This is a genomic window from Serratia sp. NCCP-200 (assembly GCF_059697885.1).
The window spans coordinates 457,049-483,040 of the sequence record NZ_BAAKUJ010000003.1 but is presented as its reverse complement, the minus strand read 5'-3'; the positions used below and the strand labels follow the sequence as shown (position 1 = coordinate 483,040).

Below are 25,992 nucleotides of genomic sequence, written 5' to 3'. Positions count from 1 at the left end.
ATGCTGTCTTGTGAATTGTTTATACTTTCACATCACCTTGGCGATCGTCGCTGCTCAAGCATTACCGGTATCGTGCTCCGATAACCTAAGCTTGAGCGAAGTTTACTCACATCAAAGTTCTTCCCTCCGGCTTACCGGGTTATCGTCGGCAATTTTTTGACGATAGGCATCTGCATGCCTGTAACCTTGAGTAAGCACCATGACGACATTACTTTCTGCACAATCTGTTGGTATTGATACCGCTTTCGGCCCGCTGCTGGCTGAGGTTTCCTTTAGCCTGAAAAAAGGCGACCGCATCGGTTTAATCGGCCATAACGGCTGTGGCAAAAGCACCCTGCTTAAAATTCTCAGTGGCGATCTGCCTGCCAGCGCGGGTACCGTCACCCCATCACACCAATGCCTGATGGCTCGGGTGGAACAACACCTACCTGAAGCGCTGTATCACTGCACCCTGTTGGAGGCAGTGCTCACAGGCCTGGCTGATGGGCAACACCAGCCTGAACGTTGGCAAGGAGAAGTGTTACTCGCCGAACTGGGATTCGACCGAGCAGCATGGGATCTGACGGCCGGCACCCTGAGCGGTGGCCAGCATACCCGCTTGTTGTTAGCCCGGGCGCTGATCCACCAACCTGATTTGCTGCTGCTGGATGAACCCAGCAACCATCTGGATCTGCCGACGCTGCTGTGGCTAGAGCAATTCCTCAATGGTTGGAACGGTAGCTTCGTGCTGGTTTCCCACGACGGCCGGTTACTGGACAGCGTAACCAACTGTACCTGGATCCTGCGTGACAAAACGCTGCAGTATTTCCGTTTGCCTTGTTCGCAGGCGCGCATCGCCCTCCAAGAGCAGGACTTGGCTGATGAGCACCGCCATCAGGCTGAACAAAAGGAAATTGATCGCGTAGAGAAAAGTGCCAAACGCCTGGCTGTCTGGGGGCACGTATATGACAACGAAGACCTCTCGCGTAAAGCCAAGCAGATGGAGAAACAGGTGGTTCGATTAAAGGACCAGCAAACCACCTTGAGCGCTGGCAACCAGTGGCGGCTCCGGCTCAGTGGTGAAGCACTGCCTGCCGATCGACTGCTGGCGTTGGAGCAATTAGCCATTCGCCCTGCTCCTACCGCGCCGGTGCTGTTCTGTCTGGATCATCTCCAGGTAAAAAGTGGCGATCGCATCGCGTTAGTAGGCCGTAATGGCTGTGGTAAGTCTTCATTACTGCACTTCCTATGGCAGCAATACCAGCAAGCAAGCTGCCAAGGGGCGATTTTTCACCCTCGCGTGCGTATAGGTTATTACGACCAGAGTCTGCAACAGCTCAACGATGAGGACTCGTTAAGCGATGCTCTGTGCCACTTCGCGTCCCTGACCGAAGATCAACGGAAGATGGCGCTGATCGGTGCCGGTTTCCCTTACCTGCGCCATCAACAGAAAGTGTCTACGCTGAGCGGTGGCGAGCGTTCACGGTTGCTGTTTGTTGCGCTTACCCTGGCCAACTACTCATTGTTGCTGCTTGACGAACCGACCAACCATCTAGATATGGAAGGTAAGGAAGAGCTGGCCGAAACGCTGCAACAGTTTGCGGGAGCCGTACTGCTGGTTACCCACGATCGGACGTTGATGGAGCAAAGCTGTAATCGCTATTGGTTGATAGACGATCGCCAACTGAGCGAATGGCACGATCTTTTACCCATCTATACCATCCTGAGTGGTGGCGGTAATGCTGAGCTGGTGGTATCCCCTGCACGCGCTCCGCTCGCTGAAGCTGCGATATCCACCAATGAAGATCACCTGCTGGCGGCTCTGGTAGCCCTGGAGCACAAGCTTGAGGAGGATTTAACACGTAAACCCAAGCATCAAAAGCCGCAGTTGCAGCAGCAATGGCGGCGCGAGATCGCGCAGATTAATGACAAACTTGGCTTGATTTAACCCAACCAGAGGCGCGACTAGCGTATGAACCCAATTGAGTTCGGTCATCTGTTGGTCGCGCCATCCATGAGTGTTTTATCCAGACCCATGGAGTGTTAACAAATCACGATGGAGTTGATCATCAACGACATCTTGATAGAAAAATTCAGATAAATCGTTAGGCCTCCCCTCCACCTGCTTTTGGCTAGGAATAAACTCAGAAAGATCATTGTTATCCAAGAGTAACCTCACCTCAATATATTAAGATTATTCTTGATTTTGCTGTTGTGCATTATTTATTGCAATTAAGCAGGTTAGAAAAATATTTTTTATCGACAAACCCATATAAATTATTAATCAATTTCAGTATGCAACACACTAAGATCGTGGTGTTTGATCACGGTAAATACCACTAAGATACTGATTTTAGACAAATTTTTATTTTATTTTTTATGTTGACCCTGAGTGTATATTCATCCATCACCTAAGGTTATCTAATTAAAAAAACAGATCGATAAAATATCGCATATAACAGAAAAGTTTAATTCCTGTATTTAAAACTTTATGTTACGCTCTATCCTATAACAGTACCAACCTAATAATAGATATCCAGATACCCTTCACCTAGGAAGCCACACTTCATGGAGAACTGTACATTGACCAGTGTCAGAGAGTTTATATATAGAAAGCATGACGGAGATATTAAGACATTCGCACAACTGCACAGAACCAGTGTCTACAAAGTTAATGAGTGGATCCGCCGGGATGCGCACATTATTAACGGAAAAATCTGTATCCCTACCAGACATTCAGCCTGATCCTGTACTTCATCACGGGGCAGAATACTCTTAGTACAAATCGCAGTTCTGCCCCCTACTGGCATAACTTATACCCCCCCGGCCAGAACCTAGGTTTAGAACGCTACTGAGTCGTGTTTCTGTCAGCCTGGTGAAGGCACATATCATTACCCAAAGCCCCCCGCTCAACGGCAGATTTTATCCCGTCGTGGCTTTTTTGGACTCAATAGATAATCTACTACTACATCATCCACACAGCTGTCTACGCCCGTCAACGCCAGCGTATGCCCATCCCCTTCGCGGGTAATCAGCGGGCTTTTAAAACTCGAAGCCATTTCACGGGCGTTACGATATGGCGTAACCGGGTCATAGCGCTGGGTAATGAACAACAACGACGGGAGAGCGGTAGAAAGCACTGGAGCATGCGGTTCCACATGGCCAGGGTATGGCCAGAAATCACAGGTCTCGAGTGGATACTCATGCAGCGGTAAGTAATTGGGAAATGAGGCTGCGGTATTGATTTGTTGGCGCTGCCGGCGTAACAGCTGCTGGTCGGCATCTGGCTTCGCCATATCTGCACAGGTGATCACCATTCGCGCATCATCAGCGTCTGGGGTATAGCTTTCGTCGATAAGATCGGTCACCGCATCATCGGCTTTGCCCTCATCAATTTTACGCAAGGCCGTGGCCAGTTCGGGCCAACGCTCCCGCCAGGGCAACAGGTTACGCGTCAGAGTGATCACGTCATCGGCAGAGATTTCATAACCCGACGGAGTAACGAAAGGAGTATCGTGCAATTGGCGCAGCATCCTGTGGTACCGCTGGATCGCCAAGTTGGGTTCGCTGGTTAATGGGCATGAGCCGCTTTTCTCGCAGTCATCGGCAAAACGCAGGAAGCTTTGCTGAAAACCTCGCTCCTGATTGATGCGTTGGTTAAAGTCATCCTCTTTCAGGTTCACTACGCCATCGAGCACCAACGCGCGGGTTTTCTTAGGGAAACGCTCGGCATACAACTCCGCGACCTTGGTACCGTAAGAATACGCCACGGCGGTCAACGCGGGTTCACCCAACGCCCGGCGAACGGTATCAAGATCGTTAACGGCTTCGTGGGTGCCCATATGTTGCACCACGTCGGCCCCAGTCTGCTTGATGCAGGCCGCCACCCTATCCCGTGCCTGTTGCTCTGCGCCGGGAATGTCGTTTTCATCGGGTGAAGGTGTTTCCTCACTGGCTGTTGGTTGACAGGAAATTTTGGGTGTCGATTGCCCCACGCCGCGCGGATCATAGCCAATGATGTCGTAAGATTTTTGCAACCGCCAGGCAGGACCCTGCTCGGCAATTTTTGGATTGAGCCCTGGCGAGCCAGGTCCATCCGCGATGATCACCACACTGCCTTTTTTTGGGCCTACCGCTGGTAACCTCGTGAGAGCCAACCGAACGGTTTGTGCTGCATTCTGTTCACTCAGTGGCGCGTCGACATAGCCACATTGTAACCCAGCCGGAGGCGGCCCATCGCTGAACCAGTGCTGAAAGGCGGTGCTGTTGCAGGGTTGCCATTGAATAGAACCTGCGGATGGTTTAACCAAAGGCTTGGCATAGGCTGGCAGTTGGACCGCAACGGCCAGCAAAAACAGAACACGAAACGCAGACATGACGAGTCCTTTCAGCAAACGGTTATTCTGGATTTTAACGTCGATACATTAAACCGCCCACCAACAGATCATGGAAGGGGTATAGAGGGAACCGTATAGCAAACGGCAGGAAAGGTTCATTGAAAAAGAACGCATTTGAAGGAGGATAAAACCGGAACCGACGCGGGTAGCGGCGGCTCCGAGGTTTCGAGAAGGCCAGACCATTTTTACCGACAGTAATGGCGTAGTACTGTCCCCTTAAAACCCTTTAGAACATTTCTATCAGAAACGATAGCCAGCACCAACGGTCCAGGTACCGACTTTAAAATCACCCAGTTTTGAATACTCGTAATGAGCATCAAGAGCAATATTAGGGGTTACGTTAAACTGTAAGCCAGCACCGTAAGCGACGCTGGTCTTGCTTTCGTCGGTGTTAGAAGAGTAACCCCGCATAGAGATATTGGATGTCGCCTTACCGTGGCCAAAACCGATTAAACCGTAGGCGCTGATATAGTCATTAAAGCGATAGGCTGGGCCTGCAGTCAGTGAGTAATATTTTAAATCACCATCGCCTACTTTGTTACTGCCATAATAGAAATCATACGACTGCGTGGTGTAGGTGAATGAAGTGATAAAGCCTAAATTGCTATCGATTTCATAGCGATATTTGAGGTTAAAACCCTTTGGATTCTCATTCAGGTTGTTGCCATCAACCTTCACGTGGCTCTGAGCGTAACCTAAAGAAATGGTGCTTTCACCGGCGGCCTGAACGCCGAAAGACAACGCCATTGCGCCAGCCAGAAGTACTGATAAATATGTTTTTTGCATGTTAATCTCTTAATCCATGAGTCAATAAAATTCGCTCTGCAATAAAATAATTTGCTATTTGAGCGAATTCGGAATTTAACCATGAAGTTTGTGGAATGTCTCGCTCAACTTCACATAAACATCAATTCCTCTACAGAAAAATTTATAGCAATAAGCAAGTTAGCTTGTTTTTCAGGCAACCTGCGCGTTATTTATATGGCTTGCTGGAAATTTCTTGTATGACCGTTCAGTTTGCCCCCTTCACACCCTGGCAAGTGCCACCCGCAGAACAACCTTGTGGCCTGTAGTATTTGATTTTTAAACGACCTATCACAGTCATAGGTTAATAAAGGCAATACCATCAGCTACGATTACTCTGAGGCTGTCAAACGTTGTCGAGCATGGCCTGGCTGATAACCCATTGAGGGATATCATCATTACGTAAACTGTTAAAGCCGTACGCCACAAGGCTAAGAAAGGTTGATTATGGCACGCACTACCCCCATCGAACGCTACCGCAATATCGGCATCTCGGCGCACATTGATGCCGGCAAAACCACGACGACCGAGCGGATTCTGTTTTACACCGGGGTCAGTCACAAGCTGGGCGAAGTCCACGACGGCGCCGCTACCATGGACTGGATGGCGCAGGAACAGGAGCGCGGGATCACCATTACCTCCGCGGCCACCACCTGCTTCTGGAACGGCATGGAGCATAATTATCCTCAGCACCGGATCAATATCATCGATACCCCCGGGCACGTCGATTTTACCATTGAAGTGGAACGTTCGATGCGCGTCCTGGACGGTGCCGTGATGGTGTATGACTCGGTCGGCGGCGTGCAACCACAGTCTGAAACAGTATGGCGTCAGGCTAATAAGTACAAGGTGCCACGGTTGGCCTTCGTCAACAAAATGGACCGCATCGGCGCAGACTTTTTCCGCGTGCGCAATATGATGATCGAGCGCCTGAAAGCCAATCCGGTGCCGGTGGTGATCCCTATCGGTGCCGAAGACCATTTTGCTGGCGTCGTGGATTTGATCCGCATGCAGGCCATCTTCTGGGATGAAGCGACTCAGGGGATGACCTACCGCTTCGAGGCGATCCCAGCAGAGATGCTCGAGCAGGCCCAAAAGTGGCGCGACAAGATGATTGAAGCTGCGGCGGAAGGCTCCGAAGCGCTGATGGACAAATACCTCAATCAGGTCGAATTAACCAATGAGGAGATCGTTCAGGGGTTACGCGCCCGCACCGTTGCCGGTGAGATCCAGCCGATGCTGTGCGGTTCGGCATTCCGCAACAAGGGGATCCAGCGCATGCTGGACGCGGTGATCGAACTTATGCCCTCTCCGCTGGATGTGCCGCCGATGGAAGGCCATGACGAACGCGATAACATTATCACCCGTAAGGCCGATGATAATGAAAAATTCTCGGCGCTGGCATTCAAGCTGATGACCGATCCGTTCGTTGGCCAGTTGACCTTCGTGCGCGTCTATTCCGGCATCGTGGCCAAAGGCGATAGCGTCTATAACCCGGTAAAAGGCAAAAAAGAGCGTATTGGCCGTATCGTGCAGATGCATGCCAACGATCGTAAAGAAGTCGATGAGCTGCACGCCGGGGATATTGCCGCCTGTGTGGGTCTGAAGGATGTGACCACCGGCGATACGCTATGCGATCCCAATGCCATTATCACGTTGGAACGCATGGTGTTTCCAGAACCGGTTATCGCGCAGGCCATCGAACCAAAAACCAAGGCCGACCAGGAGAAAATGGGGATTGCACTGCAACGCCTGACTTCGGAAGATCCTTCGCTGCGCGTACGCACCGATGAAGACTCCGGCCAGACCATTATCTACGGCATGGGTGAATTGCACCTTGAGATCATAGTCGACCGGATGCGGCGCGAGTTTGGCGTTGAAACCAACACCGGCAAACCGCAGGTCTCTTACCGCGAAACCATCCGCCAGAAAGTGACCGACGTAGAAGGCAAATTTGTGCGTCAGTCCGGCGGTAAAGGCCAATATGGCCACGTGGTGTTGACGGTGGAACCCAATGAGCCCGGTAAAGGCTTTGAGTTCTTTGATGAGATCAAAGGCGGCGTGATCCCCGGTGAATATATTCCCGCGGTCAAAAAAGGCATTCTGGAGGCGCTGAATAATGGCGTGCTGGCGGGTTATCAGATGGTCGATGTCAAAGTGCATCTGACCTTCGGTTCCTACCACGATGTCGATTCCTCCGAGCAGGCATTCCGTATGGCGGCTATCTTTGGGTTTAAGGAGGCCTGTCGCCTGGCCAGCCCGGTGATCCTCGAGCCAATCATGGCGGTAGAAGTAGAAACGCCTGAGGATTACGCGGGTAACGTGATGGGCGATCTGTCGTCACGACGCGGAATGGTGCAAGGGATGGAGGATATCCCCGGTGGCGGAGGCAAAGAGATCCATGCCAAGGTGCCGCTGTCTGAGATGTTCGGTTATTCCACCACCCTGCGTTCCATGTCGCAAGGCCGCGCCACCTACACCATGGAGTTCAGCCACTACGCAGAGGCTCCACGCAATGTGGCCGAAGAGATTATCCACCACAGCAAACGTTAAATGATAACGGCTACGGAGAAACCCGTAGCCTCATTTTTTGACGGGCGCAGCATGCGGTGCCCTTGAGCCTTTAACGTGTCTCCTCTAACGCAACCACCATCGGTTCCAGCTTGATGCGCATGGCGTAAATCACCCCAACCGTCAGGCAGACAATACCGCATAGCGTCAGCAGTGGTGGCCAGCTATGGCGCAGCATAAAGGTATAGGCTAATCCTGCCAAGATCTCGAACACGATCAACGGCCCAAGCAGCACCGTCGGTAAACGCTGGCTCGCCTCGTTCCAACACAACATACCTAGCCAGGAACACAAAACGCCAATAGCGATCATTAACGGGATAAACACCTGTGGCCGGGGGCCAAACGGCAGCGAGAACTGCGGTTGTGTCAGCGCCAATTGTCCGCAAACCAGTAAATAGCCCACCAACGCCAAAGGTAAGGTCACAATCCCCTGCGCCGTGGCCCAGGTTGTGGGCCGTGTATCCGGGTTATCGCGTAACCAACGCGCGTTACGCAGAGGGAACCAGGTCCAGCACGCCACCGCTAACAGTGCTAATCCCAAGCCGCTGGTATGACGCCAGACATCAATAGGCTCGCTATTGCCCTGCAGTTCCGCAACGTTGACCAGCACCAGCCCGAGGGCAATCACCAGCAAGGCCGGAGTCAATTTTCGCCAGGAGAGACGGCCGTCGTGATGGCCATAAAACAGATTGGCAGCGACCGATATCACCACCGGTAGCGTGCCGATAATCATGGTTGATACCGGCGCTCCGGTACGTTGGATCGCACTGGCCAGGCACAGGTAATACAGTAGATTGCCGATCGCGGTCAGTTTTAACGCCTCTAGCCAATCTTTTGCCAGCAACTGACGCAGGCGGCGACGATCCAACCAGGCCAACGGCAGCACGACAAGCCCAAAAGCCAGATAGCGCCCGGTGGACTGCAACGCGGCTGGATAGTCCGGCACCAATACCGGGCCAATAAAGATCAGGCCCCACATCAACCCGGCAATCAGGGCAAACATCACACCGACAAACATAGTGACTCCATCATCAAAAGCAGTTCTCAAGTGGCGTCAGGATAGAGGGACGTGGAGGCAGAATATTGTACCAGGTTGCTGTTTTACGGCCGCTTTCGCGGCGGAAGTTAACGCAACACCTGCTTTTGGTAGCGCGCAGGCGTGACACCGTAACGATTAACCAGCGCTTTGGTGAGATGTGCCTGATCGCTTAACCCCACAGCTACGGCCACCTGGGCCGCCGGCATTCCCCGCCCGAGCATCTGCTTGGCCTTTTCGAGCCGGATCGCCATCAGCATCTGATGTGGGGTGACATGGAATTGCGCTTTGAATTTACGTTGGAAATGATACGGGCTGAGCGAGACCAGCGCCGCCAGATCGCTCAACGTAATAGGTAAAGCAAAGTTATCCCGCAGATACTCCTTAACTATCACCATACGGTGAGCGGCTTCATTCTGCTGCGGCTGAGCAATACGAGCATGAGGGCGCAAAATATCAACGACGGACAGCAGTAAACTATCGAGCGCCAACGTGTCCCGGGTTTGCCATAACGCCGCCAGCGTTTGTGAAAGCCGCTTGGCCGCCGCTGCATCATGGTGGATCACGTCGTTGAACCAACAGCCCTTCTCACCGGAAATCTGCTCCAGCGTCGCTGGCTCCAGATAGAGCATCCGATAGTTCCAACCGCCTGCCGTTTCCGCTTCACCGGTATGCAGCTCGTCCGGATTCATCAGCACCAAGGCACCCGGAGCGGCTAAATGCTGCGCCCCACGGTAGCGAAAGCGCTCCGCCCCGGTTTCCACCGTGCCGATGCCAAACGCATCATGGGCGTGTGGCTCAAACGCATAGCGATCGATATGAGCCTGATAAAGCTCCACACCCGGCAACTGCGGCAAATGCCGGAACTGGGCGCGATCTTTCTCAAACGGAAACTGTTCTGGCACACCTTGCAATTCCCTGGCTCCTGTTACGTTTTAGGGTTGGCATACGCCGGGCTGATAATGACTCGGCAACACTAGGTTTATCATTTTAATACCACGTTGTCCCGCCTTCCCTGGCGGTCAGCAAGAACTAAGGCAATTTCTCCAGCACAGTAAATAAAACCTGGGCAGCCGGGGTCAAACCCGTCATATGCATACAAGCGTGCACCATCCCGGATAAACGCTGGCAATTCACGTTAACGCCAGCTTCTTGCAATCGCTGCGCATAGCGTTCACCTTCATCCCGCAGCGGATCGTATTCGCACACCAGGATCGTCGCTGGTGGTAAGTCTGCCAGCGTTGACGTATACCAAGGAGAAGCGTAAGGCTCGCGAGGGTCAGTATCCTGCCCAAGGTAGTTTGCCCAGCACCAACCCATGATCTCCTGCGTCAGGTAGTAACCCTCACCATATGCGGCAAAGCTGGGCATTGCCATCTCGCTATCCAATGCAGGGTAAAGCAGGTATTGATGTTCTACGGCTGGCCCTGAACGATCCCTGGCCATCAGAGCTGCCGCAGCCGCCAGGTTGCCCCCCGCACTATCCCCGCCAAGCGCAATTCGCAGAGGGTCAATGCCGATTTGCGCTGCTTGCTCCGAGGCCCAACATAGCGCCTGATAAACATCATGCAACGGCGTCGGGAAAGGATATTCCGGTGCCAGGCGATAGTCGACAGACAGGATCACTCGCCCTGTGGCATTGGCCAACTCGCGGCAAGGTACATCGTAAACGTCAAGTGAGCCCAGACACCATCCGCCGCCATGAGCGAACACCATCGCCGGAAGCGGCATATCCTCCGGTGCATTTAGGGGAATATAACCACGCACGCTAATAGTTTGCCCGCCGCCAACCGGGATGTGGAACACCATTATTTTTTTGACGGGCTGGGGTGCCCCCTGCAAGCGCTGTAACCCAACTGCCGTTTGCGAACGTAGCTCTTCCAGTGAGGATGGTGCTGGTGCATCGGCCTGTTGCTGCAAAAATAGCGCGATCTGCTTATCGAGCGGCATGGGCTTTACCCTCCTGTAAAAAAGGCAGGATCAGGGCGATAAATTCCTCGTGGCACTCCTCGGTAATGAAATGCCCACAGCCAGGCACCACTTCTCCTTGGAGTTGACGAGCCTTGCCCTCCAGGGTAAGGAATGGGGCATCGCGTGTTGCATGTTCTGCACCAATCGTCATCACCGGCATCGTTAGGGGCGTTTTAGCCCGTTGTTGGTTTTGTCGAATGGTCTCAGGAATTGCCCGATAATAATCAAAACCGGCCCGCAAGCTACCAGGCACCGAGTAAGCCGCGATGTAGGTATCTGCGGCGACTCGATCGCGCCTGTAAGACCAGCGGTTGAAAATGTACCCCAGATACTCAGCCTCTCGGCCAGTGGTCAGGGCTTCGGGCAGGTCGGTTAGCTGGTTAAACATAAAATGCCACAGGAAGATGTTGTCCTCGGCAGGAACAAAGATCGGCGGTGCTTCTGCCAAACCGGGGATCACCGCTTCGGTCAGCACCAGCCTGCTAACCGCCTGAGGGTAATCACTGGCCAGCGCATAACCCAACCACATGCCAATATCATGGCCGATCACCGCATAGCGCTGATGTCCCAGTTGCGCCATGACCTGATGGAGTTTTTCGGCAACGCTGCCGGTGTCATAGGCTCCAAGAGGTTTGTCCGAGTCTCCTATACCAGGAGGATCTACAGCAATAGCCTGAAAGCCCGCATTGGCGAGCGCCTGCATGACGTAACGCCAGGTGTACCAGGTTTGTGGCCAGCCAGGGATCAGCAGCACCGGTTGCCCACTTCCGGCGATGGCGCAGTGAATACGCTGGCCGTTGATTTTAATATAGACGTGTTCGGCCTCGAGCCCATTGGATAATGGCCCGTGAGTCAGCATAGTCATAAGGTGCTCCAGAGGTTAGCGAATGCCCAACAAGGCGTTGATTTGTTGTTGGTTGACCGGCGCACCGGCAAAGTCATCGAACACTTTATCCGTGACCGGAATGATATGGTTGCGGATAAACGCGGCGCCTTCTTCAGCCCCGGTCTGTGGATGCTTCAGGCAGCATTCCCATTCTAGCGTGGCCCAACCGGCATAATCGTACTGGGTCAGTTTGGAGAAGATACCTTTGAAATCCACCTGCCCATCCCCTAATGAACGGAACCGCCCCGCACGATCCGCCCAGGACTGATAGCCACCATAAATCCCCTGCCGACCACTTGGATTGAACTCTGCGTCCTTAACGTGAAACATACGGATGTGATCTTTATAGATATCGATAAATTCCAGATAGTCGAGTTGTTGCAACACGAAATGGCTGGGATCGAACAGCATTTGGCAGCGTGGATGAGCCGCAACGCGCTGATGGAACATTTCAAAGGTAATGCCATCATGCAGATCTTCGCTGGGGTGGATCTCATAACACAGGTTGATGCCCTGCTCATCACAGGCGTCGAGCACCGGTAACCAACGCTTGGCCAACTCATCGAAGGCCGTTTCAATCAGCCCTGCTGGCCGTTGCGGAAATGGAAACAGGTAGGGCCAAGCCAATGAACCGGAGAAGGTGCCCATTTCAGTCAGACCTAAGCGGGCCGATGCTTTTGCCGCCAACAACAGGTTTTCTTTGGCCCAAAGCGTTCGCCCTTGCGGATCGCCACGCAGCCCCTCCGGTACAAAGCTATCGCATAGCGCATCATAAGCTGGATGCACTGCCATCAGTTGGCCAAAAATATGCGTGGTCAATTCGCTGATCACCAAGCCGTGCTGCGCCAGCATGCCGGTGATGTCATCGCAATAGCTTTGACTTTCCGCCGCTGTTTTCACATCAAACAAACGGCTATCCCACGCGGGGATCTGCAAAGCTTTAAAGCCGGTCTCTTTTGCCCAGGCGGCAATCGCTGGCAGGCTGTTGAACGGGGGAGCAGCATCACTAAATTGGGCTAGGTGCAGGCTGGGGCCTTTTATCGTTTTCATCGTCCTTCCTATTGTTTGTCGATTGACAAACAATAGACTTAAATCGAATCATCGGCAAGAGGATTTTGAAATTCGTTGGCGTTATCCGCCATTTAAGCGATCCTGTAGTCCGCAGATAAATCACCGGAGAAGATGACGATGGCAGGCAGACCCAGAGAGTTCGATCGTGAACAGGCCCTATTGCAAGCGCGGAACCTGTTTTGGCGGCAGGGATTTGAAGGCACCTCGATGTCCGATCTGGTGGCCGAACTGGGCATTGCTTCGGCACGGATCTACAAGGCCTTTGGTTCGAAAGAGCTACTGTTTCGTGAGGCGATAGCACATTACGAAGCCCACGAAGGCGGTTTTGCCGAGCGCGCTTTCGAAGAAAAGGCCAGCGTGCGTGAAGCCATCAAACAGATGCTGAACGACGCCGTTGCCCTGTACAGCCACGGTGAACTTCCCCAAGGATGCATGGTGGTTTCATCTGCGATCAGCGTCAGTGAAGAAAACCAGGGCGTCAGGTGCTGGTTGATGGAGCATCGCCAACAGCGCACCCAAGGCATTATCGACAGATTACAGGCTGCGATTCAGACTGGTGAACTGCCCGCCAACACCGATGCAGAGAGCCTTGGCGATTATTTTGCGGCATTCCTACATGGCTTGTCCGTGCAGGCTAGGGATGGCGTGAGCCGTGCCAGGCTGGAAAAAGCGGTGAATGTCGCCCTTACTATGCACGATCGTTCTCCGGCGTAAAGCCTTACCCACACTTTTAATGTGACAAGGTTAAAAAATACTCAACGAATCGGTTGAGTATTGACGCTGACGTTCTATATTTAACCATATGGTTAAATTATCTTCCTCACCGCTGGACGCCATTTTCCACGCACTGGCCGATCCGACAAGGCGCGCCATTCTGCGCACATTGGCCGAAGGCGAACACAGCATCGGTGAACTGGCTGCGCCGTTCGAGATGTCGTTTGCCGGAGCTTCCAAGCATATCAAAGCGCTGGAGCTTGCCGGGCTGGTGCAACGCACCGTGCAGGGAAGAAACCATATCTGCCGGCTCGCTCCCGAGCCAATGGTGCAGGCCATGCAGTGGCTGCAAACCTACGAACATTTCTGGAATGAGCGGCTAGACGCGCTAGAACAAGCGCTGCTGCAGGCCGACTCACATCCTCCGACGGAGTAAACCCATGAACGACTACGGTATGATTATTGAAACCGGTACGCTGCGGATCCAGCGGCTGCTGCCCGGCCCGCTCAAACGCGTCTGGGCCTACCTGATCGAATCGGATAAACGTGCCAGCTGGCTGGCCGCCGGTGAGATGCCCATGCAGGTCGGGGCCAAGATCGAGCTGCTGTTCTGCAATGCCGATTTGGCCGGTGTGGATGAAAAACCGCCGGCAAAATACAAATCCTGTGCTGGTAAAATTGCCCAGATGGGTCATATCACCTGCATTCTGCCACCACGCCTGGTGAGCTTTACCTGGGCAGAAACAGGGGAAGCCCGCCCTTCTGAAGTCACTATTGAACTGACCGAGCAAGAGGATAAGGTGCTGTTGACCCTTACCCATCGCCGCCTGGCCAACCGCGAGACCCTGCTCAGCGTCGCCAGCGGCTGGCACACCCATCTGGATCTGCTGGCCGATCGCCTGCTGGAGCGGACACCAAGCCCGTTCTGGGCCTCAATGAGCCGGTTGGAAGACGAGTACCGGGCCAAACTGTAAGCCTTCGGGATGAGGATCGGGTTCTCATCCCCGTTAACGCTCATGAGAATTAACAACTCCCACCTGCTGACTGGCGTATAATGCGTTGCACCAATATGATGCCCTTGAAACATGGAGTTACGATGCGTCAACGTATTATTGTTTGCCCGTTAATTGAAAACGATAACGCCTATCTGCTATGCAAAATGGCGGCCCATAAAGGGGTTTTCCCCGGCCAGTGGGCGCTATCCGGCGGTGGTACCGAGCCAGGAGAAACCATCGAGCAGGCGTTGCGTCGTGAAGTCAGTGAAGAATTGGGTAGCGATCTGGTGCTGGACCGCATTCAACCCTGGACGTTTCGCGATGACGTGCGAGTGAAGACCTACGAAGACGGCAGCAAAGAGCAGATCTATATGATTTACCTTATTTTTGACTGTCACGCGGCCAACCGCACCATCACGCTTAACGATGAGTTTGAAGAATATGCCTGGGTGCGAAAGGAAGAGCTGGCCAGTTACGATCTGAACGAAGCGACCCGATTCACGCTGCGCCAACGTGGACTGCTGGAGTAGTGATGCCCCTCACCCTAACCCTCTCCCAAAGGGAGAGGGAACCGATCGAGTGCGTTGATTGTCTTGAGTAATACCTAAAGGGAGAGGGAACCGATCGAGTACGTTAATTGTCTTGTGTTGTGGTCTAGCAATATCGAATACCGATTAAGGTTTTTTACGCCACAGGCCTTTCTGTTTTTTATTCCCTACTTTCCGAAGCAGCACAACCTCATCAAAAAAGCCGGGCAGCTCCCTCGCCCTACGGGAGAGGGTTGGGGTGAGGGGCAATCGAGGGCGGATTAACCTGCAATTGCCCCAGTTCTTCAAATCCCCCCTAACCCGATAAACAACCCGGCAATGGTGGCGCTCATCAGGTTGGACAGCGTCGCCGCCAACAGGGCCCGGAACCCTAACTGGGCAATTTCCGAGGCCCTTTCCGGTACCACCGCACTGAATGCCCCCACGACCACAGCAATCGAACCAAAATTGGCAAAACCGCACAGTGCGAACGAAATCACCGCGATGGTTTTCGAATCGAGCAGCATCGCGCTTTCTTTCAGGTAAGGAGAGAAGCTGAGATAGGCGACAAACTCGTTAATCGCCAGCTTCTGGCCAATCAGCCCCCCAGCCAGATCGGCATGTTCCCAGCTCACGCCCATGATGTAGGCTAACGGAGCAAACAGATAGCCCAGCAGACTTTGCAGGCTGACGCTTTCAATGCCAAACAGGCCGCCCACGCCACCGATGATGCCGTTGATCAACGCGATCAGCGCAACGAAGGCCATCACTACCGTGGCAACACCCACCGCAATCTTCAGCCCCAACATCGCGCCGTTGGCTGCCGCTTCGATAATGCTGGCGGGCCGTTTATCACTGAATGACATTTCGCTGAACTCAACACGGGAAGGCTCCGTCGCCGGGCTGAGCAAACGGGCAAACAGGATCCCTCCGGGGATAGCCATCAGGGAAGCCGCCAACAGATACTCGATGGGAACGCCCAAACCGGCATAACCGACCAGCATCGAACCGGCAATCGAGGCCATGCCGCTACAGATCACCGTGAACAGTTCATTGCGGTTCATGTGTTTAACAAACGGCTTCAATACCGCAGGCAGCTCATTTTGCCCCAGAAAAATGGTGGTGACGGCGGCAAAGGACTCCACCTTGCTGATATTCATAAGCCGCTGGAAGACATAGCCAAGAATATTGATCACCCACCTCATTACCCCAAGGTAATATAAAATAGAAATCAATGAGGTGATAAAGATGATGGCAGGTAGCACGTGAAAAGCGAACACAAAACCTGCCCCATCGAAAAGTTCATTCATTTTCGGCCCTACCAGGCCGCCAAAAATAAATGCACTCCCAGCATCGCTGTACGAAATCACGCGATTGACGCCGCTGGCAATGGCGTTAATTAACCATTTACCTGCGGGGACATACAGCATAATAGCACCAAGCAATACCTGAAGTAACAATGCCGCACCGACCGTGCGCAAGCTTATTTTTCTTTTATTGACGGAAAACACAAAGCCGATGAATAACAGGATCGACATACCTACCAAACTGCGCAACAACTCCATAAGGCCCCCTTCTATTTTGTTTATTTCCTTCTTTACTCGGCAAACGGCAATAGCCTGCCGCCTGCCGAGGCAGAAGTGATTTATCAAGGACAAACGTAGAGTGCTAATTTAAGCGTTAAGCGCAATTTCGCTGATAATGACCCGCGATCTTGGCTGCCAATTCGGCATTATTAAACACCAGCTGAATATTGGCCTGCAGGCTGTCGCCGCCGGTCAATTCAGCGACTCTGGCTAGCAAGAATGGCGTACTCTCCTTGCCGGAAACACCCTGCTCCACGGACTCTTGAACAGCCTGCTCAATCGCCTGGTTGATCTTCTCTTCAGGCATTGCGTACTGCTCTGGGATTGGGTTGGCAATAACCATCCCGCCCTGCAAGCCAGCAGCCCACTTGGCGGCCATTGCCCGTGCGATTTCCTGCGGTGTATCCAGGCGTACGCTAACGGAGTAAGGGCTGGTACGGCTGAAAAATGCGGGCAGGCTATCGGTGCAATAACCCACCAAAGGCACGCCGTGAGTTTCCAGATATTCGGTGGTCAAACCAAGATCCAGGATCGATTTGGCACCGGCGCAAATCACCGCCACGTTGGTTTGTGCCAATTCCTGTAAATCGGCTGAAATATCAAACGTCTGCTGCGCGCCACGGTGCACGCCGCCAATCCCGCCGGTGGCGAATACGCTGATCCCGGCCAGTTCGGCAATGATCATGGTAGAAGCCACGGTGGTTGCGCCGTTTTTGCCGCTGGCAATCACAAACGGCAAGTCGCGGCGGCTCACTTTGGCGACCCGGTGCCCTTCGCGGCCCAGCGTTTCTATCTCATCATGGGATAGCCCCGCCTTCATGCGCCCATTGATCACCGCAATGGTCGCTGGCACCGCCCCGTTGGCACGGATCTTTTCCTCTACCTGCAAGGCGGTTTCAACGTTCTGCGGGTAAGGCATGCCGTGGGAAATAATCGTCGATTCCAACGCCACCACCGGCCGATTTTCGGCCAAGGCAAGCGCCACTTCAGGAGCGATATCCAGATATTGATGGGTGATTAGGCTATTTTGCATGATTGTAATTCCAAAAGTTTTTGAACGCTGCCTTGCGACAGGTTCGGGTTATTGGTGAACTCAGAGGCCAGGGTCATTGCCGAACAGCCCTGGGCAAAACGGATACTGTGATCGAGTGGGAAATCCTCCAGCCAGCAACTCACCAACCCCGCCATCATGGCATCCCCGGCTCCGGTGACGTTGACTACCTGAGTCGGCAGCGGTGCCGACCAACCGTGCTGGCCATCTACTTCGCTGAAATAAACGCCGTGGCTCCCCATACTCAGCGCCAAACGCTGTACTCCTTGCTGGTGGAACCATTGGGCCACCGCCGGTGCGTCGCTAGCCTGGGCTATTTTCATCCCGCTGAGGATTTCTGCCTCAATCCGATTCGGCTTCAACGTATGGATATGCGATAGCCAGTTTTTGATTTTTGGCGCTTTAAAAGCGGAAACCGTATCGACAAATACCGGCACATTACCGGCATTGGTAAATAACCAGGCCAGCGCATCTTCGGTGAGGTTGCAGTCCAGTACCAATACACCACAGTGCTGAATTAACTCTTTAGAATGGGATAACAGCGCCGGGGTCAATTTTTCCAGGATGCGCATATCGTTGATAGCGACCAGCATTTCACCACTGCCATCCAACAACGAAACATAGGTCGAGGTATTTTCACCATGCAGTCTGTGGCAATTATCCACGTTGACGCCCGCCAGTTTTGCCTGTTCCAATAGCGTCGTGCCGTAGAAATCGTCACCAACCACGGAAACCAGGTGGCATTCGGCCCCTAATAACGCAATGTTCTGTGATATATTTCGCCCAACCCCGCCTGGGGTACATTTTATTTTCCCTGGATTGGAGTCTTCATAAACCAACTGCGTATTGGCATAACCACAAACGTCCATGTTTACCGAGCCAACGGTGACCACATAACGATGTTCGGAGAGAATATAGCCTTTACCTTTAATATAACCTTTATTCATCAAATTCATGATGTGGCCTGCCACACCAGAACGGCTAATACCTAGAATATCGGCGATTTCGTGTTGTTGAATCAACGGGTCCCGCCGAAGGAGTTGCAGTATCTGTTTTTCCCGGTTGGTCATAATTAACACTTGTTTGTTTTTGAACAGGTGTTTGTTTTAAATCGGAACCCGACAACAGTAAAGCGGCAACTATCGGAGTTGAGATTATGATCGTAACTTGTCGCCGCACCGTTTTCAGCGATTAATCTGTGACGTTAATCATATTAATCCAGGCGTTAAACACCTTTCCTTATGGTTTTTATACCAGGGGGAAATTTTATGCTGAAGATAAACTCATTAAAACAATAGGATGGATTTCGCGGTTATTTAAACAAACACGTGTTGGTAGCCCTGTTAATTACAAGGATTAATCTCACTACGGTTGATTTCGATTACATAGAAAAACGACCGGCCTCACACAATTCTCTTTCATGGCATCGATTATAGCCATCCGAGAGCAGTCACCTGCCCTCGGAGAGCGTTAAACGTAGTTACTTATCCTTCAGCCCGCGGTTGATCAGCATCGGTTCAATACTCGGCTCCTGCCCACGCCATTTAACATACAGCTTTTCCAGATCCTGACTGTTGCCCTGTGACAACACCTGCTCGCGGAAACGCTGGCCATTCTCTGCCGTTAATCCGCCGTTATCGCTGAACCATTGGAAGGCATCATCTGCCAACATCTCCGTCCACAGATAGGCGTAATAACCGGCGGCATAGCCGTTGCCCCAGATATGCTGGAAATAGTTGGAGCGATAGCGTGGTGGCACATAGCTGAGATCGATCTTGTCCTGGCGCAGCGATGCGGCCTCGAACTTGTCCACGTCCTGCTGCGGTTGATCGGCGCCCAGCATGTGCCAATGCATATCCAGCAGCGCGGCGGCCAACAGCTCGGTCATGGCGTAGCCCTTGTTGAACTTGTCGGCCTTGTTGATTTTATCGACCAACGCCTGCGGCATCGCTTCACCCGTTTGGTAATGCTTGGCAAAGTGGGCAAATACCTGCGGATCGCTGGCCCAGTGCTCGTTAAACTGCGACGGGAACTCGACAAAATCGCGGGCAGTGTTGGTGCCGGACAGGCTTGGATATTGCTGATCGGCAAACATGCCGTGCAGCGCATGGCCAAACTCGTGGAACATGGTGATCACGTCATCATAGGACAGCAACGCTGGTTGGCCCGCTGCGGGTTTGGTGAAGTTGGAGACGTTATAAATCACCGGCTTGGTGCCGTTGAGTTTGGATTGCTCAACGAAGTTGCTCATCCAGGCGCCGCCGCCCTTGTTGTCTCGCTTAAAGAAATCTGTGTAGAACAGCGCCAGAGACTGGCCGTCTTTATCAAATACCTCGTATACCCGCACGTCAGGATGATAAACCGGGAGATCTTTACGTTCTTTAAAGCTGATGCCATACAGCAAATTGGCGGCATAGAATACGCCGTTATGCAGCACGTTGTTCATCTCAAAGTAAGGCTTGATCTGTGATTCATCCAGATCGTACTTCTCTTTACGCACCTGCTCGGCATAGAACTGCCAATCCCAGGCGGCCAGCTGAAAACCGCCGTTTTGCCGATCGATCACTGCCTGAATGTCTTTGGCCTCACGCTCTGCCCGGGCCGTAGCGGCAGGCACGATATTACGCATAAACGCCAACGCCGCATCCGGGGTTTTCGCCATCTGATTTTGCAACTTCCAGGCGGCATAGTTCGGGAAGCCCAGCAGTTTAGCCTGCTCGGCACGCACTTTAGCTAACCGCGCCAACGTTTGGCGGGTATCGTTGGCGTCATTTTTTTCTGCGCGGTTGATCGAAGCTTCGAACAACTTTTGGCGAGTATCGCGATCTTGCAGGTTTTGCAAATCAGGTTGTTGCGTGGTGTTCTGCAACACCAACAACCATTGCTTATCCAGCTTACGCTCACTGGCCGCCTGCGCTGCTGCCGCCAACTCGCCCTCTGAAAGACCGGCCAGCAGGTTTTTATCACCCATCGCCAACGCGCCGTTTTTGCTGGCAGCCAGTAATTTATTGGTGAACTGGGTACTCAGCGTCGCCGCTTCCTGGTTCAACGCTTTCAGTTGGGTTTTATCCGCGTCAGAAAGATTGGCCCCGGCCAGCACATAGTTCTTGTAGGTAACCTCTACCAGCCGCAAGGACTCGGGGTCCAAGTTGAGGCTATCACGCCGATCGTATATCGCCTTGATGCGCGCAAACAGTTTGCTGTTGAGCATGATGGCATCGTCTAACGCCGCCAGCTTCGGTGAGGTTTCTTCATCCAGCTTTTGCAGTGTGTCGCTGGTGTTGGCTGAGGTCATCTCGCCGAACACGTTCATGGTGCGCGTCAGCAGTGCGCCACTTTTTTCCAGCGCCACGAAGGTATTGTCAAACGTAGGCTCAGCCGGGTTATTGGCGATCTTTTCGACTTCTGCCAGTTTCTGCTGGATACCGGCGGCAATGGCCGGGGCATAATCGCTTTCGCTGATGACATCAAAACGAGGGGCTTGGAATGGCAACTGACTGGCGGCAAAGAACGGGTTTTCTCCCTGCTTATCCTGTTTAACTTCTCCGGCCACTTTCGCCTCCTTTGTCTGGGTATGGGTTTCTGCCAGCGCGGGCATGCTTAACGCAACGCCGATCGCCAGTACCAGGGTTGATAAACGCATCAAATTGAAACTCCTCCATGCCTTAATCTAGGGACGCTGCGTCCACTTGGATAGAAGCTGCAAATTCAGCAACATAGCCTAGCTTAGGCTCAGATGGTCGTTTGAGCAAAAATAACTGGAAATGGCTAAACAGGCTAGCAGGGGAAAGAATAAAGAAAAAACGCGGCCACAAGGCCGCGTTAGCTGACTTATTTCGCTGTCATCAGAACTGATAAACCAGGCCGACAGCAACCACGTCGTCGGTATTGATACCGGCCGATTTGGTGAAGTCGTTTTCATCCAACAGGTTGATTTTATAATCCACATAGGTGGACATGTTTTTGTTGAGGTAATAGGTCGCACCCAAGTCAACAAACTTGACCAGGTTTTCACTGCCGTAGGTATTGCCGTTGGCCGCTTGCCCCAGATTCTTGCCGTTGGTTTGGTTATAACCTACAAATGGGCGCAGGCCAAAATCAAACAGATAGTGTGCATAAGCCTCAAAACTTTGCGCTTTATTGGCGTAGCCATAAGCCTCACTGTTTGAGCTACCGAAGCGCGCTGCATTATAGGACTGGGTAAACATGACGGCTACATAGGTACTGCTGTCGTCATATTTCAGACCGCCAGAATAACCTTCCGCATGGTCACCACGCCCCATGATGCCGCTATATGCGCCACCGCCATTTTGCTCGCTGGTACGTTTGGAATTAAAGAAGGCACCCGCGGCACTAATGCCATAGCCAATATCATAATTCACCGACATACCATAGCCATCACCATTCTGACCCAGAACGTCGCGACCATTATTAGTTTCTTCCGCACTGCCGTTTTTACCCTGATATTGCACAGCAAAATGCAGGCCATCAACCAGGCCAAAGAAGTCGTTGTTACGATAGGTTGCCAGACCGTTTGAGCGTTGGAACATGAACTGGTCGGCACCATAGGTGGAACCGTCAAATTCCGGCTGCATGTCGGTATAAGCCGCCACGTCATACAAGACACCATTGTTACGGCCATAGTCGAATGAGCCATAATCAACGGCCTTCAGCCCTGCAAAACCATAACGGGTGAAGGCATTGTTTTCGCTTTCCGGGGTATTGACGTTGACCTGGTATTCCCACGTGCCATAGCCGGTGAGCTGATCGTTAATCTGCGTTTCACCACGCAACCCCATACGCATGTAGGACTGGTCGCCATCAACGCTATTGTTATCAGAGAAATAGTGCAGGCCATCGACTAAACCGTACAAATCCAGTTTATTTCCGTCTTTGTTGTAGATTTCAGCGGCGCCTGCGCTGCCAACCATCAGCAAAGCAGGCACCATCAGAGAGAGTACTCGAAGTTTCATCGTGATTATCCTCTATTATTATGTCGTGCTATAGCCACTGCTGTTACGAGCATGATTAGCTCGTGGGTCTATTACCGTTTTAATGGCGGTAATGATATTAATTTATACCGCCATGCCTTGAATGCAAGGTCGACTGGTTGTTTTTTGATTGTGCATGAGTGTCTAAGACCGGGTTAAACTGGCGTAATGGATAAAGGAGAGTTATGTCAGGATAAAAAACATAATTGATGCAACAGGTTGGAATTTTGATAATTCATTACCGATACACCAATTAATAAAGTGAATAGCTCACGTTGACTTTATATAAGCTTATGCTACTCACTCCATGAGTGTAATAAAACGATTTCAAAACATTGCCAATCATTTCTTTAATAAAGACATAAAATGAAATACATCCGTTCCGTCCCTGCTTCAACTACAAAAAAAGCGTCATAAATCTGCTGTTTGGATCAGGCTGATACTCTGCGAACGGTTCGCAATCCACAAAACCATGCTTGCGGTAAAGCTGATGACAGGCGGCAAATCCCGGTTGTGTCCCCGTTTCCAGGCTAAGACGCGAAATGCCCCGCGCGCGCGCGACTTGCAGGATGTGCTGCAAGAATTTATTCGCCACGCCACGACGTAAAAACGCCTCCGCCGTGCGCATTGATTTCAGCTCGCCATGCTCTGCGTCCAACATTTTCAATGCACCAATCCCGGCTAATTGATCCCCTTCCCACGCAGACCAAAATGTCACGGCAGGGTCACGAAGTTTTTGAACGTTCAACGCATGGCTGCTCTCTGGAGGAGATTGTTCCAGCATGCCAGAAATATGATAAGCCACTAATGTTTGCACGGCATGGTGGGTAAGATCGTCAATTTTGATGGTGAACATACTCATTTCCAAAGGTTGGTTTTAATTGTTTGCACTATTAAAGCGAACGACCGATTATTCGTCCAATATCGATTTCTTATGTTGGCAGCAAAGCCGTCAGGCTTGATGACTAACGTAAGTGTTGACGCCCAGAGCAGGCAGAAAGTTAATTCGGTAAGGTACAACCTGGGCCGCATTTTTTCACTTTCCGGCGGTGGTTCAGGCCATCACTTGATTTCCGTCAACAAGACCTTAGCGCCACTCTGTTGTTATTGGGAAACCGAGGCTTTAAATCATAAGGGATTTATGAACGCTATCGCTTGCAAGGCAGTACTGTTTGACCTGGACGGCACCCTGGTGGACTCAGGAGCCTGTATTGAGACATTGTGGGCTGAATGGGCAACCCGGCATCATCTGGATGTGGACTATGTCCTGGCCAATATTCACGGGCGCACCATCGAGGAAACGCTGCGGCTCGTCTCCCCTTACTTTGACAACCCACAGTGCGTTGATGAAGTCAAAACGCTCGCCATCGAGGCTCTCAGCAAGGTGCGTGCCATTACCGGTGCCGTTGAGCTGGTGCGCCAGTTGCCGCCGCAATGCTGGGCAATTGTTACCTCCGGCGCCAAGAAAGTGTCGATGCAAAGCATGATCAGTGCTGGCATCCCACACCCGCACATGATGGTCACTTCGGAAGATATCGTGTACGGCAAACCCCATCCAGAACCCTATCTGATGGCGGCAGCCGGATTTGGCCTGCCGGTGCAGAAATGCGTGATTTTTGAAGATGCGATTTCTGGCGTGAACTCCGCCATTGCCGCAGGAGGGCAAGTGATCGTCATCGGTGACGGCGTGCCGATTTCCTCCCCGCAAATCAAGGCTACCGTGGCTGACCTGAGTAGTTTTAAAGTCGAGTTTATCGACAGTATCATCCATTTATCCTGGTAATTACCGCACGCTGGCGGATACATGATGCATCTAGATGGGCACACTTGCTGTGCCCGCTAATAATCACCTTATTAACTTCTTTTTAACCTCCCCGTGATGCGTTATGCTCAAAAATCCGACGTGGTGATTTTGAAACGGGATTTCTGTTATGTCAGCCTATTTACCGTACTCCAGCCGGAGCCGTCCATGAGTTGGTTCTCGCGCGCTAGCGCGCTTCCCCTGCTGGTTGCCGGGGCATTCTTTATGGAAAACCTGGACGGTACGGTGATCGTTACCGCGATGCCGCAAATGGCGGCGGCCTTTGGCGTACAGCCGGTAGATATGAACATCGGGGTTTCGGCCTATATTCTTACCCTGACGGTATTTATCCCCGCCAGCGGCTGGATCGCCAACCGCTTTGGTGCCCGCAATATTTTCACCGCCGCCATCGTTATTTTTACCCTGGCCTCGGTGCTATGCGCCCTCAGTACCAGCTTGCCGCAGTTTACCGCGGCTCGTATCCTGCAAGGCTTTGGCGGTGCGCTGATGGTGCCGGTTGGCCGCCTGGTAGTGCTGCGCAATACCGCCAAACCCGATCTGATCAACGCCATTGCCACTATCACCTGGCCGGGGTTAGCCGCCCCGGTCCTGGGGCCACCGGTTGGCGGTTTCATCACCACCTACGCTTCCTGGCACTGGATTTTTATCCTCAACGTGCCGCTTGGCCTGTTGGCCCTGTTCTTCGCCTGGCGTTTGATCCCTCATGAACCCGCGCAGAAAGGCGTTCCCTTTGATGGGCTAGGTTTTGCACTCACCGGAGTCGCCTGCTTTGGGCTGATGTTTGGGTTGGATCTGATCAACAGTCCGCAACTTTCCTGGCTGGTACCTCTGCTATGTCTGGCTGCCAGCCTGGCGCTGGGAAGCCTGGCGATACGTCACGCCAAACACCACACCTATCCCTTGATGGATCTCTGGGCGATGCGGATAAAAAGTTACGCTGTCACTATTAAGGGCGGCACTCTGTTTCGCATCGCCATCGGTGCCGTGCCGTTCCTGCTGCCCTTGCTGTTCCAAATCGGCTTTGGGCTGAATGCCTTCGATGCGGGGTTGCTGGTACTGGCGGTGTTTGCCGGTAACCTGGTGATGAAGCCGTTCACCTCACCCATCCTCTACCGGTTCCGCTTTCGTACCACGCTGGTGGTCAACGGCTTGCTCAATGCCGCCACCATTTTTGCCTGCGCGTTGCTAACGCCGCAGACCCCCACCTGGCTGATCCTGACGCTGCTGTTTGTCAGTGGCTTGACGCGTTCAATGCAGTTCACTGCGCTGAATACGCTGGCGTTTTCCGAAGTGCCGCAACCGCGCATGAGCGGTGCCAACACGCTGTTCAATATGGCCCAGCAGATGGGCAGCGGATTGGGTATCGCCATCGGCGCGTTGGCGCTGCGGTTGGCGGAGATGCTGATGCCGCAGCAACAGGGCGCAGTGCCGCTGGCCGACTTCCAACTGGCCTTTATCGTGATTGGCGTGATCGCCCTGGTGGCGGTGCTGGATAGCTTTACGCTGGGCGCAGAGGCGGGCAATGAAATCCGCCAGAGGAAAAGCGCCCCTACGTCTGAAAAATCTATGGCAACCAAAGTAAGGAGTTAAA

General features: G+C 52.6%; 21 protein-coding genes. 8 read left to right on the top strand and 13 right to left on the bottom strand.

Going from position 1 to position 25,992, the window contains the following annotated elements:
• Positions 1–199 precede the first annotated feature (199 nt).
• Positions 200–1,927 (top strand): ABC-F family ATP-binding cassette domain-containing protein, encoded by a 1,728-nt coding sequence (locus AC6HVW_RS12420; RefSeq protein WP_497569450.1) that lies wholly within the window; start codon positions 200–202, stop codon positions 1,925–1,927.
• A 961-nt stretch (positions 1,928–2,888) separates the two neighbouring features.
• Here the strand turns inward: AC6HVW_RS12420 and AC6HVW_RS12415 are convergent.
• Positions 2,889–4,355, bottom strand: coding sequence for an alpha/beta fold hydrolase (locus tag AC6HVW_RS12415; RefSeq protein WP_071683579.1), 1,467 nt, complete (start codon positions 4,353–4,355; stop codon positions 2,889–2,891).
• Between the two features lie 261 nt (positions 4,356–4,616).
• Positions 4,617–5,162 carry an Ail/Lom family outer membrane beta-barrel protein gene (locus AC6HVW_RS12410; RefSeq protein ID WP_071683580.1) on the bottom strand — a complete coding sequence of 182 codons (546 nt, stop codon included), beginning with the start codon at positions 5,160–5,162 and terminating at the stop codon, positions 4,617–4,619.
• 465 nt (positions 5,163–5,627) lie between these two features.
• Between AC6HVW_RS12410 and fusA the strand changes: the two genes are divergently transcribed.
• Positions 5,628–7,733, top strand: coding sequence for an elongation factor G (gene fusA, locus AC6HVW_RS12405; RefSeq protein WP_071683581.1), 2,106 nt, complete (start codon positions 5,628–5,630; stop codon positions 7,731–7,733).
• A 70-nt stretch (positions 7,734–7,803) separates the two neighbouring features.
• On the opposite strand, the gene AC6HVW_RS12400 is transcribed toward fusA, so the two are convergent.
• The 5 genes from AC6HVW_RS12400 to AC6HVW_RS12380 all read right to left on the bottom strand — a co-directional run bounded on the left by AC6HVW_RS12400 (position 7,804) and on the right by AC6HVW_RS12380 (position 12,694).
• Positions 7,804–8,769, bottom strand: coding sequence for a DMT family transporter (locus AC6HVW_RS12400; RefSeq protein WP_071683582.1), 966 nt, complete (start codon positions 8,767–8,769; stop codon positions 7,804–7,806).
• A gap of 107 nt (positions 8,770–8,876) precedes the next feature.
• The gene (locus tag AC6HVW_RS12395) at positions 8,877–9,701 is read right to left on the bottom strand and encodes an AraC family transcriptional regulator (protein ID WP_071683583.1); all 825 of its coding nucleotides are present in this window, start codon (positions 9,699–9,701) and stop codon (positions 8,877–8,879) included.
• Between the two features lie 118 nt (positions 9,702–9,819).
• Positions 9,820–10,737, bottom strand: a complete 918-nt coding sequence (locus AC6HVW_RS12390) for an alpha/beta hydrolase (protein ID WP_497569449.1) — start codon at positions 10,735–10,737, stop codon at positions 9,820–9,822.
• The gene (locus AC6HVW_RS12385) at positions 10,724–11,623 is read right to left on the bottom strand and encodes an alpha/beta fold hydrolase (protein ID WP_071683585.1); all 900 of its coding nucleotides are present in this window, start codon (positions 11,621–11,623) and stop codon (positions 10,724–10,726) included. Before AC6HVW_RS12385 ends, AC6HVW_RS12390 begins: the two co-directional genes overlap by 14 nt.
• Before the next feature lie 15 nt (positions 11,624–11,638).
• Complete coding sequence (locus AC6HVW_RS12380) at positions 11,639–12,694, bottom strand: sugar phosphate isomerase/epimerase family protein (RefSeq protein ID WP_368436483.1); 1,056 nt, start codon at positions 12,692–12,694, stop codon at positions 11,639–11,641.
• A 138-nt stretch (positions 12,695–12,832) separates the two neighbouring features.
• Here AC6HVW_RS12380 and AC6HVW_RS12375 point away from each other — a divergent pair, with 138 nt between their 5' ends.
• From AC6HVW_RS12375 to nudI, 4 genes are all read left to right on the top strand, one after another.
• Positions 12,833–13,429, top strand: coding sequence for a TetR/AcrR family transcriptional regulator (locus tag AC6HVW_RS12375; RefSeq protein ID WP_497569448.1), 597 nt, complete (start codon positions 12,833–12,835; stop codon positions 13,427–13,429).
• Positions 13,430–13,517: 88 nt separating this feature from the next.
• Complete coding sequence (locus tag AC6HVW_RS12370) at positions 13,518–13,865, top strand: ArsR/SmtB family transcription factor (RefSeq protein WP_021178010.1); 348 nt, start codon at positions 13,518–13,520, stop codon at positions 13,863–13,865.
• 4 nt (positions 13,866–13,869) lie between these two features.
• Entirely contained in the window at positions 13,870–14,403 is a 534-nt protein-coding gene (locus AC6HVW_RS12365) for an SRPBCC family protein (RefSeq protein WP_021178011.1), read from the top strand.
• 122 nt (positions 14,404–14,525) lie between these two features.
• The gene (nudI, locus tag AC6HVW_RS12360) at positions 14,526–14,954 is read left to right on the top strand and encodes a nucleoside triphosphatase NudI (RefSeq protein ID WP_024486752.1); all 429 of its coding nucleotides are present in this window, start codon (positions 14,526–14,528) and stop codon (positions 14,952–14,954) included.
• Between the two features lie 302 nt (positions 14,955–15,256).
• Here the strand turns inward: nudI and AC6HVW_RS12355 are convergent, their stop codons facing one another.
• From AC6HVW_RS12355 to AC6HVW_RS12330, 6 genes are all read right to left on the bottom strand, one after another.
• A complete protein-coding gene (locus AC6HVW_RS12355; RefSeq protein ID WP_497569447.1) occupies positions 15,257–16,516 on the bottom strand; it encodes a NupC/NupG family nucleoside CNT transporter in 1,260 nt (419 codons plus the stop codon).
• Positions 16,517–16,631: 115 nt separating this feature from the next.
• Positions 16,632–17,570: a pseudouridine-5'-phosphate glycosidase gene (locus AC6HVW_RS12350; protein ID WP_071683589.1), complete on the bottom strand. Its 939-nt coding sequence runs from the start codon at positions 17,568–17,570 to the stop codon at positions 16,632–16,634.
• Positions 17,555–18,658, bottom strand: coding sequence for a PfkB family carbohydrate kinase (locus AC6HVW_RS12345; protein WP_186486811.1), 1,104 nt, complete (start codon positions 18,656–18,658; stop codon positions 17,555–17,557). The genes AC6HVW_RS12350 and AC6HVW_RS12345 overlap by 16 nt, the downstream gene beginning before the upstream one ends.
• A 410-nt stretch (positions 18,659–19,068) precedes the next feature.
• Entirely contained in the window at positions 19,069–21,231 is a 2,163-nt protein-coding gene (gene dcp, locus AC6HVW_RS12340; RefSeq protein ID WP_497569446.1) for a peptidyl-dipeptidase Dcp, read from the bottom strand.
• 202 nt (positions 21,232–21,433) lie between these two features.
• Positions 21,434–22,561, bottom strand: a complete 1,128-nt coding sequence (ompC, locus tag AC6HVW_RS12335) for a porin OmpC (protein ID WP_179245729.1) — start codon at positions 22,559–22,561, stop codon at positions 21,434–21,436.
• Between the two features lie 415 nt (positions 22,562–22,976).
• Positions 22,977–23,435 (bottom strand): GNAT family N-acetyltransferase, encoded by a 459-nt coding sequence (locus tag AC6HVW_RS12330; RefSeq protein WP_186486812.1) that lies wholly within the window; start codon positions 23,433–23,435, stop codon positions 22,977–22,979.
• Positions 23,436–23,720: 285 nt separating this feature from the next.
• Between AC6HVW_RS12330 and AC6HVW_RS12325 the strand changes: the two genes are divergently transcribed.
• Both AC6HVW_RS12325 and AC6HVW_RS12320 read left to right on the top strand, forming a co-directional pair.
• Positions 23,721–24,362 carry an HAD-IA family hydrolase gene (locus tag AC6HVW_RS12325; protein WP_186486813.1) on the top strand — a complete coding sequence of 214 codons (642 nt, stop codon included), beginning with the start codon at positions 23,721–23,723 and terminating at the stop codon, positions 24,360–24,362.
• Positions 24,363–24,548: 186 nt separating this feature from the next.
• A complete protein-coding gene (locus AC6HVW_RS12320) occupies positions 24,549–25,991 on the top strand; it encodes an MFS transporter (protein WP_186486814.1) in 1,443 nt (480 codons plus the stop codon).
• The last annotated feature ends 1 nt before the right edge of the window (position 25,992 follow it).

What these genes read in the sequence shown, in the direction of transcription:
- AC6HVW_RS12420 (WP_497569450.1), top strand. Translation starts at nt 200, where the DNA reads ATGACGACATTACTTTCTGCACAATCTGTTGGTATTGATACCGCTTTC.
- AC6HVW_RS12415 (WP_071683579.1), bottom strand. Translation starts at nt 4,355, where the DNA reads ATGTCTGCGTTTCGTGTTCTGTTTTTGCTGGCCGTTGCGGTCCAACTG.
- AC6HVW_RS12410 (WP_071683580.1), bottom strand. Translation starts at nt 5,162, where the DNA reads ATGCAAAAAACATATTTATCAGTACTTCTGGCTGGCGCAATGGCGTTG.
- fusA (WP_071683581.1), top strand. Translation starts at nt 5,628, where the DNA reads ATGGCACGCACTACCCCCATCGAACGCTACCGCAATATCGGCATCTCG.
- AC6HVW_RS12400 (WP_071683582.1), bottom strand. Translation starts at nt 8,769, where the DNA reads ATGTTTGTCGGTGTGATGTTTGCCCTGATTGCCGGGTTGATGTGGGGC.
- AC6HVW_RS12390 (WP_497569449.1), bottom strand. Translation starts at nt 10,737, where the DNA reads ATGCCGCTCGATAAGCAGATCGCGCTATTTTTGCAGCAACAGGCCGAT.
- AC6HVW_RS12385 (WP_071683585.1), bottom strand. Translation starts at nt 11,623, where the DNA reads ATGACTATGCTGACTCACGGGCCATTATCCAATGGGCTCGAGGCCGAA.
- AC6HVW_RS12380 (WP_368436483.1), bottom strand. Translation starts at nt 12,694, where the DNA reads ATGAAAACGATAAAAGGCCCCAGCCTGCACCTAGCCCAATTTAGTGAT.
- AC6HVW_RS12375 (WP_497569448.1), top strand. Translation starts at nt 12,833, where the DNA reads ATGGCAGGCAGACCCAGAGAGTTCGATCGTGAACAGGCCCTATTGCAA.
- AC6HVW_RS12370 (WP_021178010.1), top strand. Translation starts at nt 13,518, where the DNA reads ATGGTTAAATTATCTTCCTCACCGCTGGACGCCATTTTCCACGCACTG.
- AC6HVW_RS12365 (WP_021178011.1), top strand. Translation starts at nt 13,870, where the DNA reads ATGAACGACTACGGTATGATTATTGAAACCGGTACGCTGCGGATCCAG.
- nudI (WP_024486752.1), top strand. Translation starts at nt 14,526, where the DNA reads ATGCGTCAACGTATTATTGTTTGCCCGTTAATTGAAAACGATAACGCC.
- AC6HVW_RS12355 (WP_497569447.1), bottom strand. Translation starts at nt 16,516, where the DNA reads ATGGAGTTGTTGCGCAGTTTGGTAGGTATGTCGATCCTGTTATTCATC.
- AC6HVW_RS12350 (WP_071683589.1), bottom strand. Translation starts at nt 17,570, where the DNA reads ATGCAAAATAGCCTAATCACCCATCAATATCTGGATATCGCTCCTGAA.
- AC6HVW_RS12345 (WP_186486811.1), bottom strand. Translation starts at nt 18,658, where the DNA reads ATGACCAACCGGGAAAAACAGATACTGCAACTCCTTCGGCGGGACCCG.
- dcp (WP_497569446.1), bottom strand. Translation starts at nt 21,231, where the DNA reads ATGCGTTTATCAACCCTGGTACTGGCGATCGGCGTTGCGTTAAGCATG.
- ompC (WP_179245729.1), bottom strand. Translation starts at nt 22,561, where the DNA reads ATGAAACTTCGAGTACTCTCTCTGATGGTGCCTGCTTTGCTGATGGTT.
- AC6HVW_RS12330 (WP_186486812.1), bottom strand. Translation starts at nt 23,435, where the DNA reads ATGTTCACCATCAAAATTGACGATCTTACCCACCATGCCGTGCAAACA.
- AC6HVW_RS12325 (WP_186486813.1), top strand. Translation starts at nt 23,721, where the DNA reads ATGAACGCTATCGCTTGCAAGGCAGTACTGTTTGACCTGGACGGCACC.
- AC6HVW_RS12320 (WP_186486814.1), top strand. Translation starts at nt 24,549, where the DNA reads ATGAGTTGGTTCTCGCGCGCTAGCGCGCTTCCCCTGCTGGTTGCCGGG.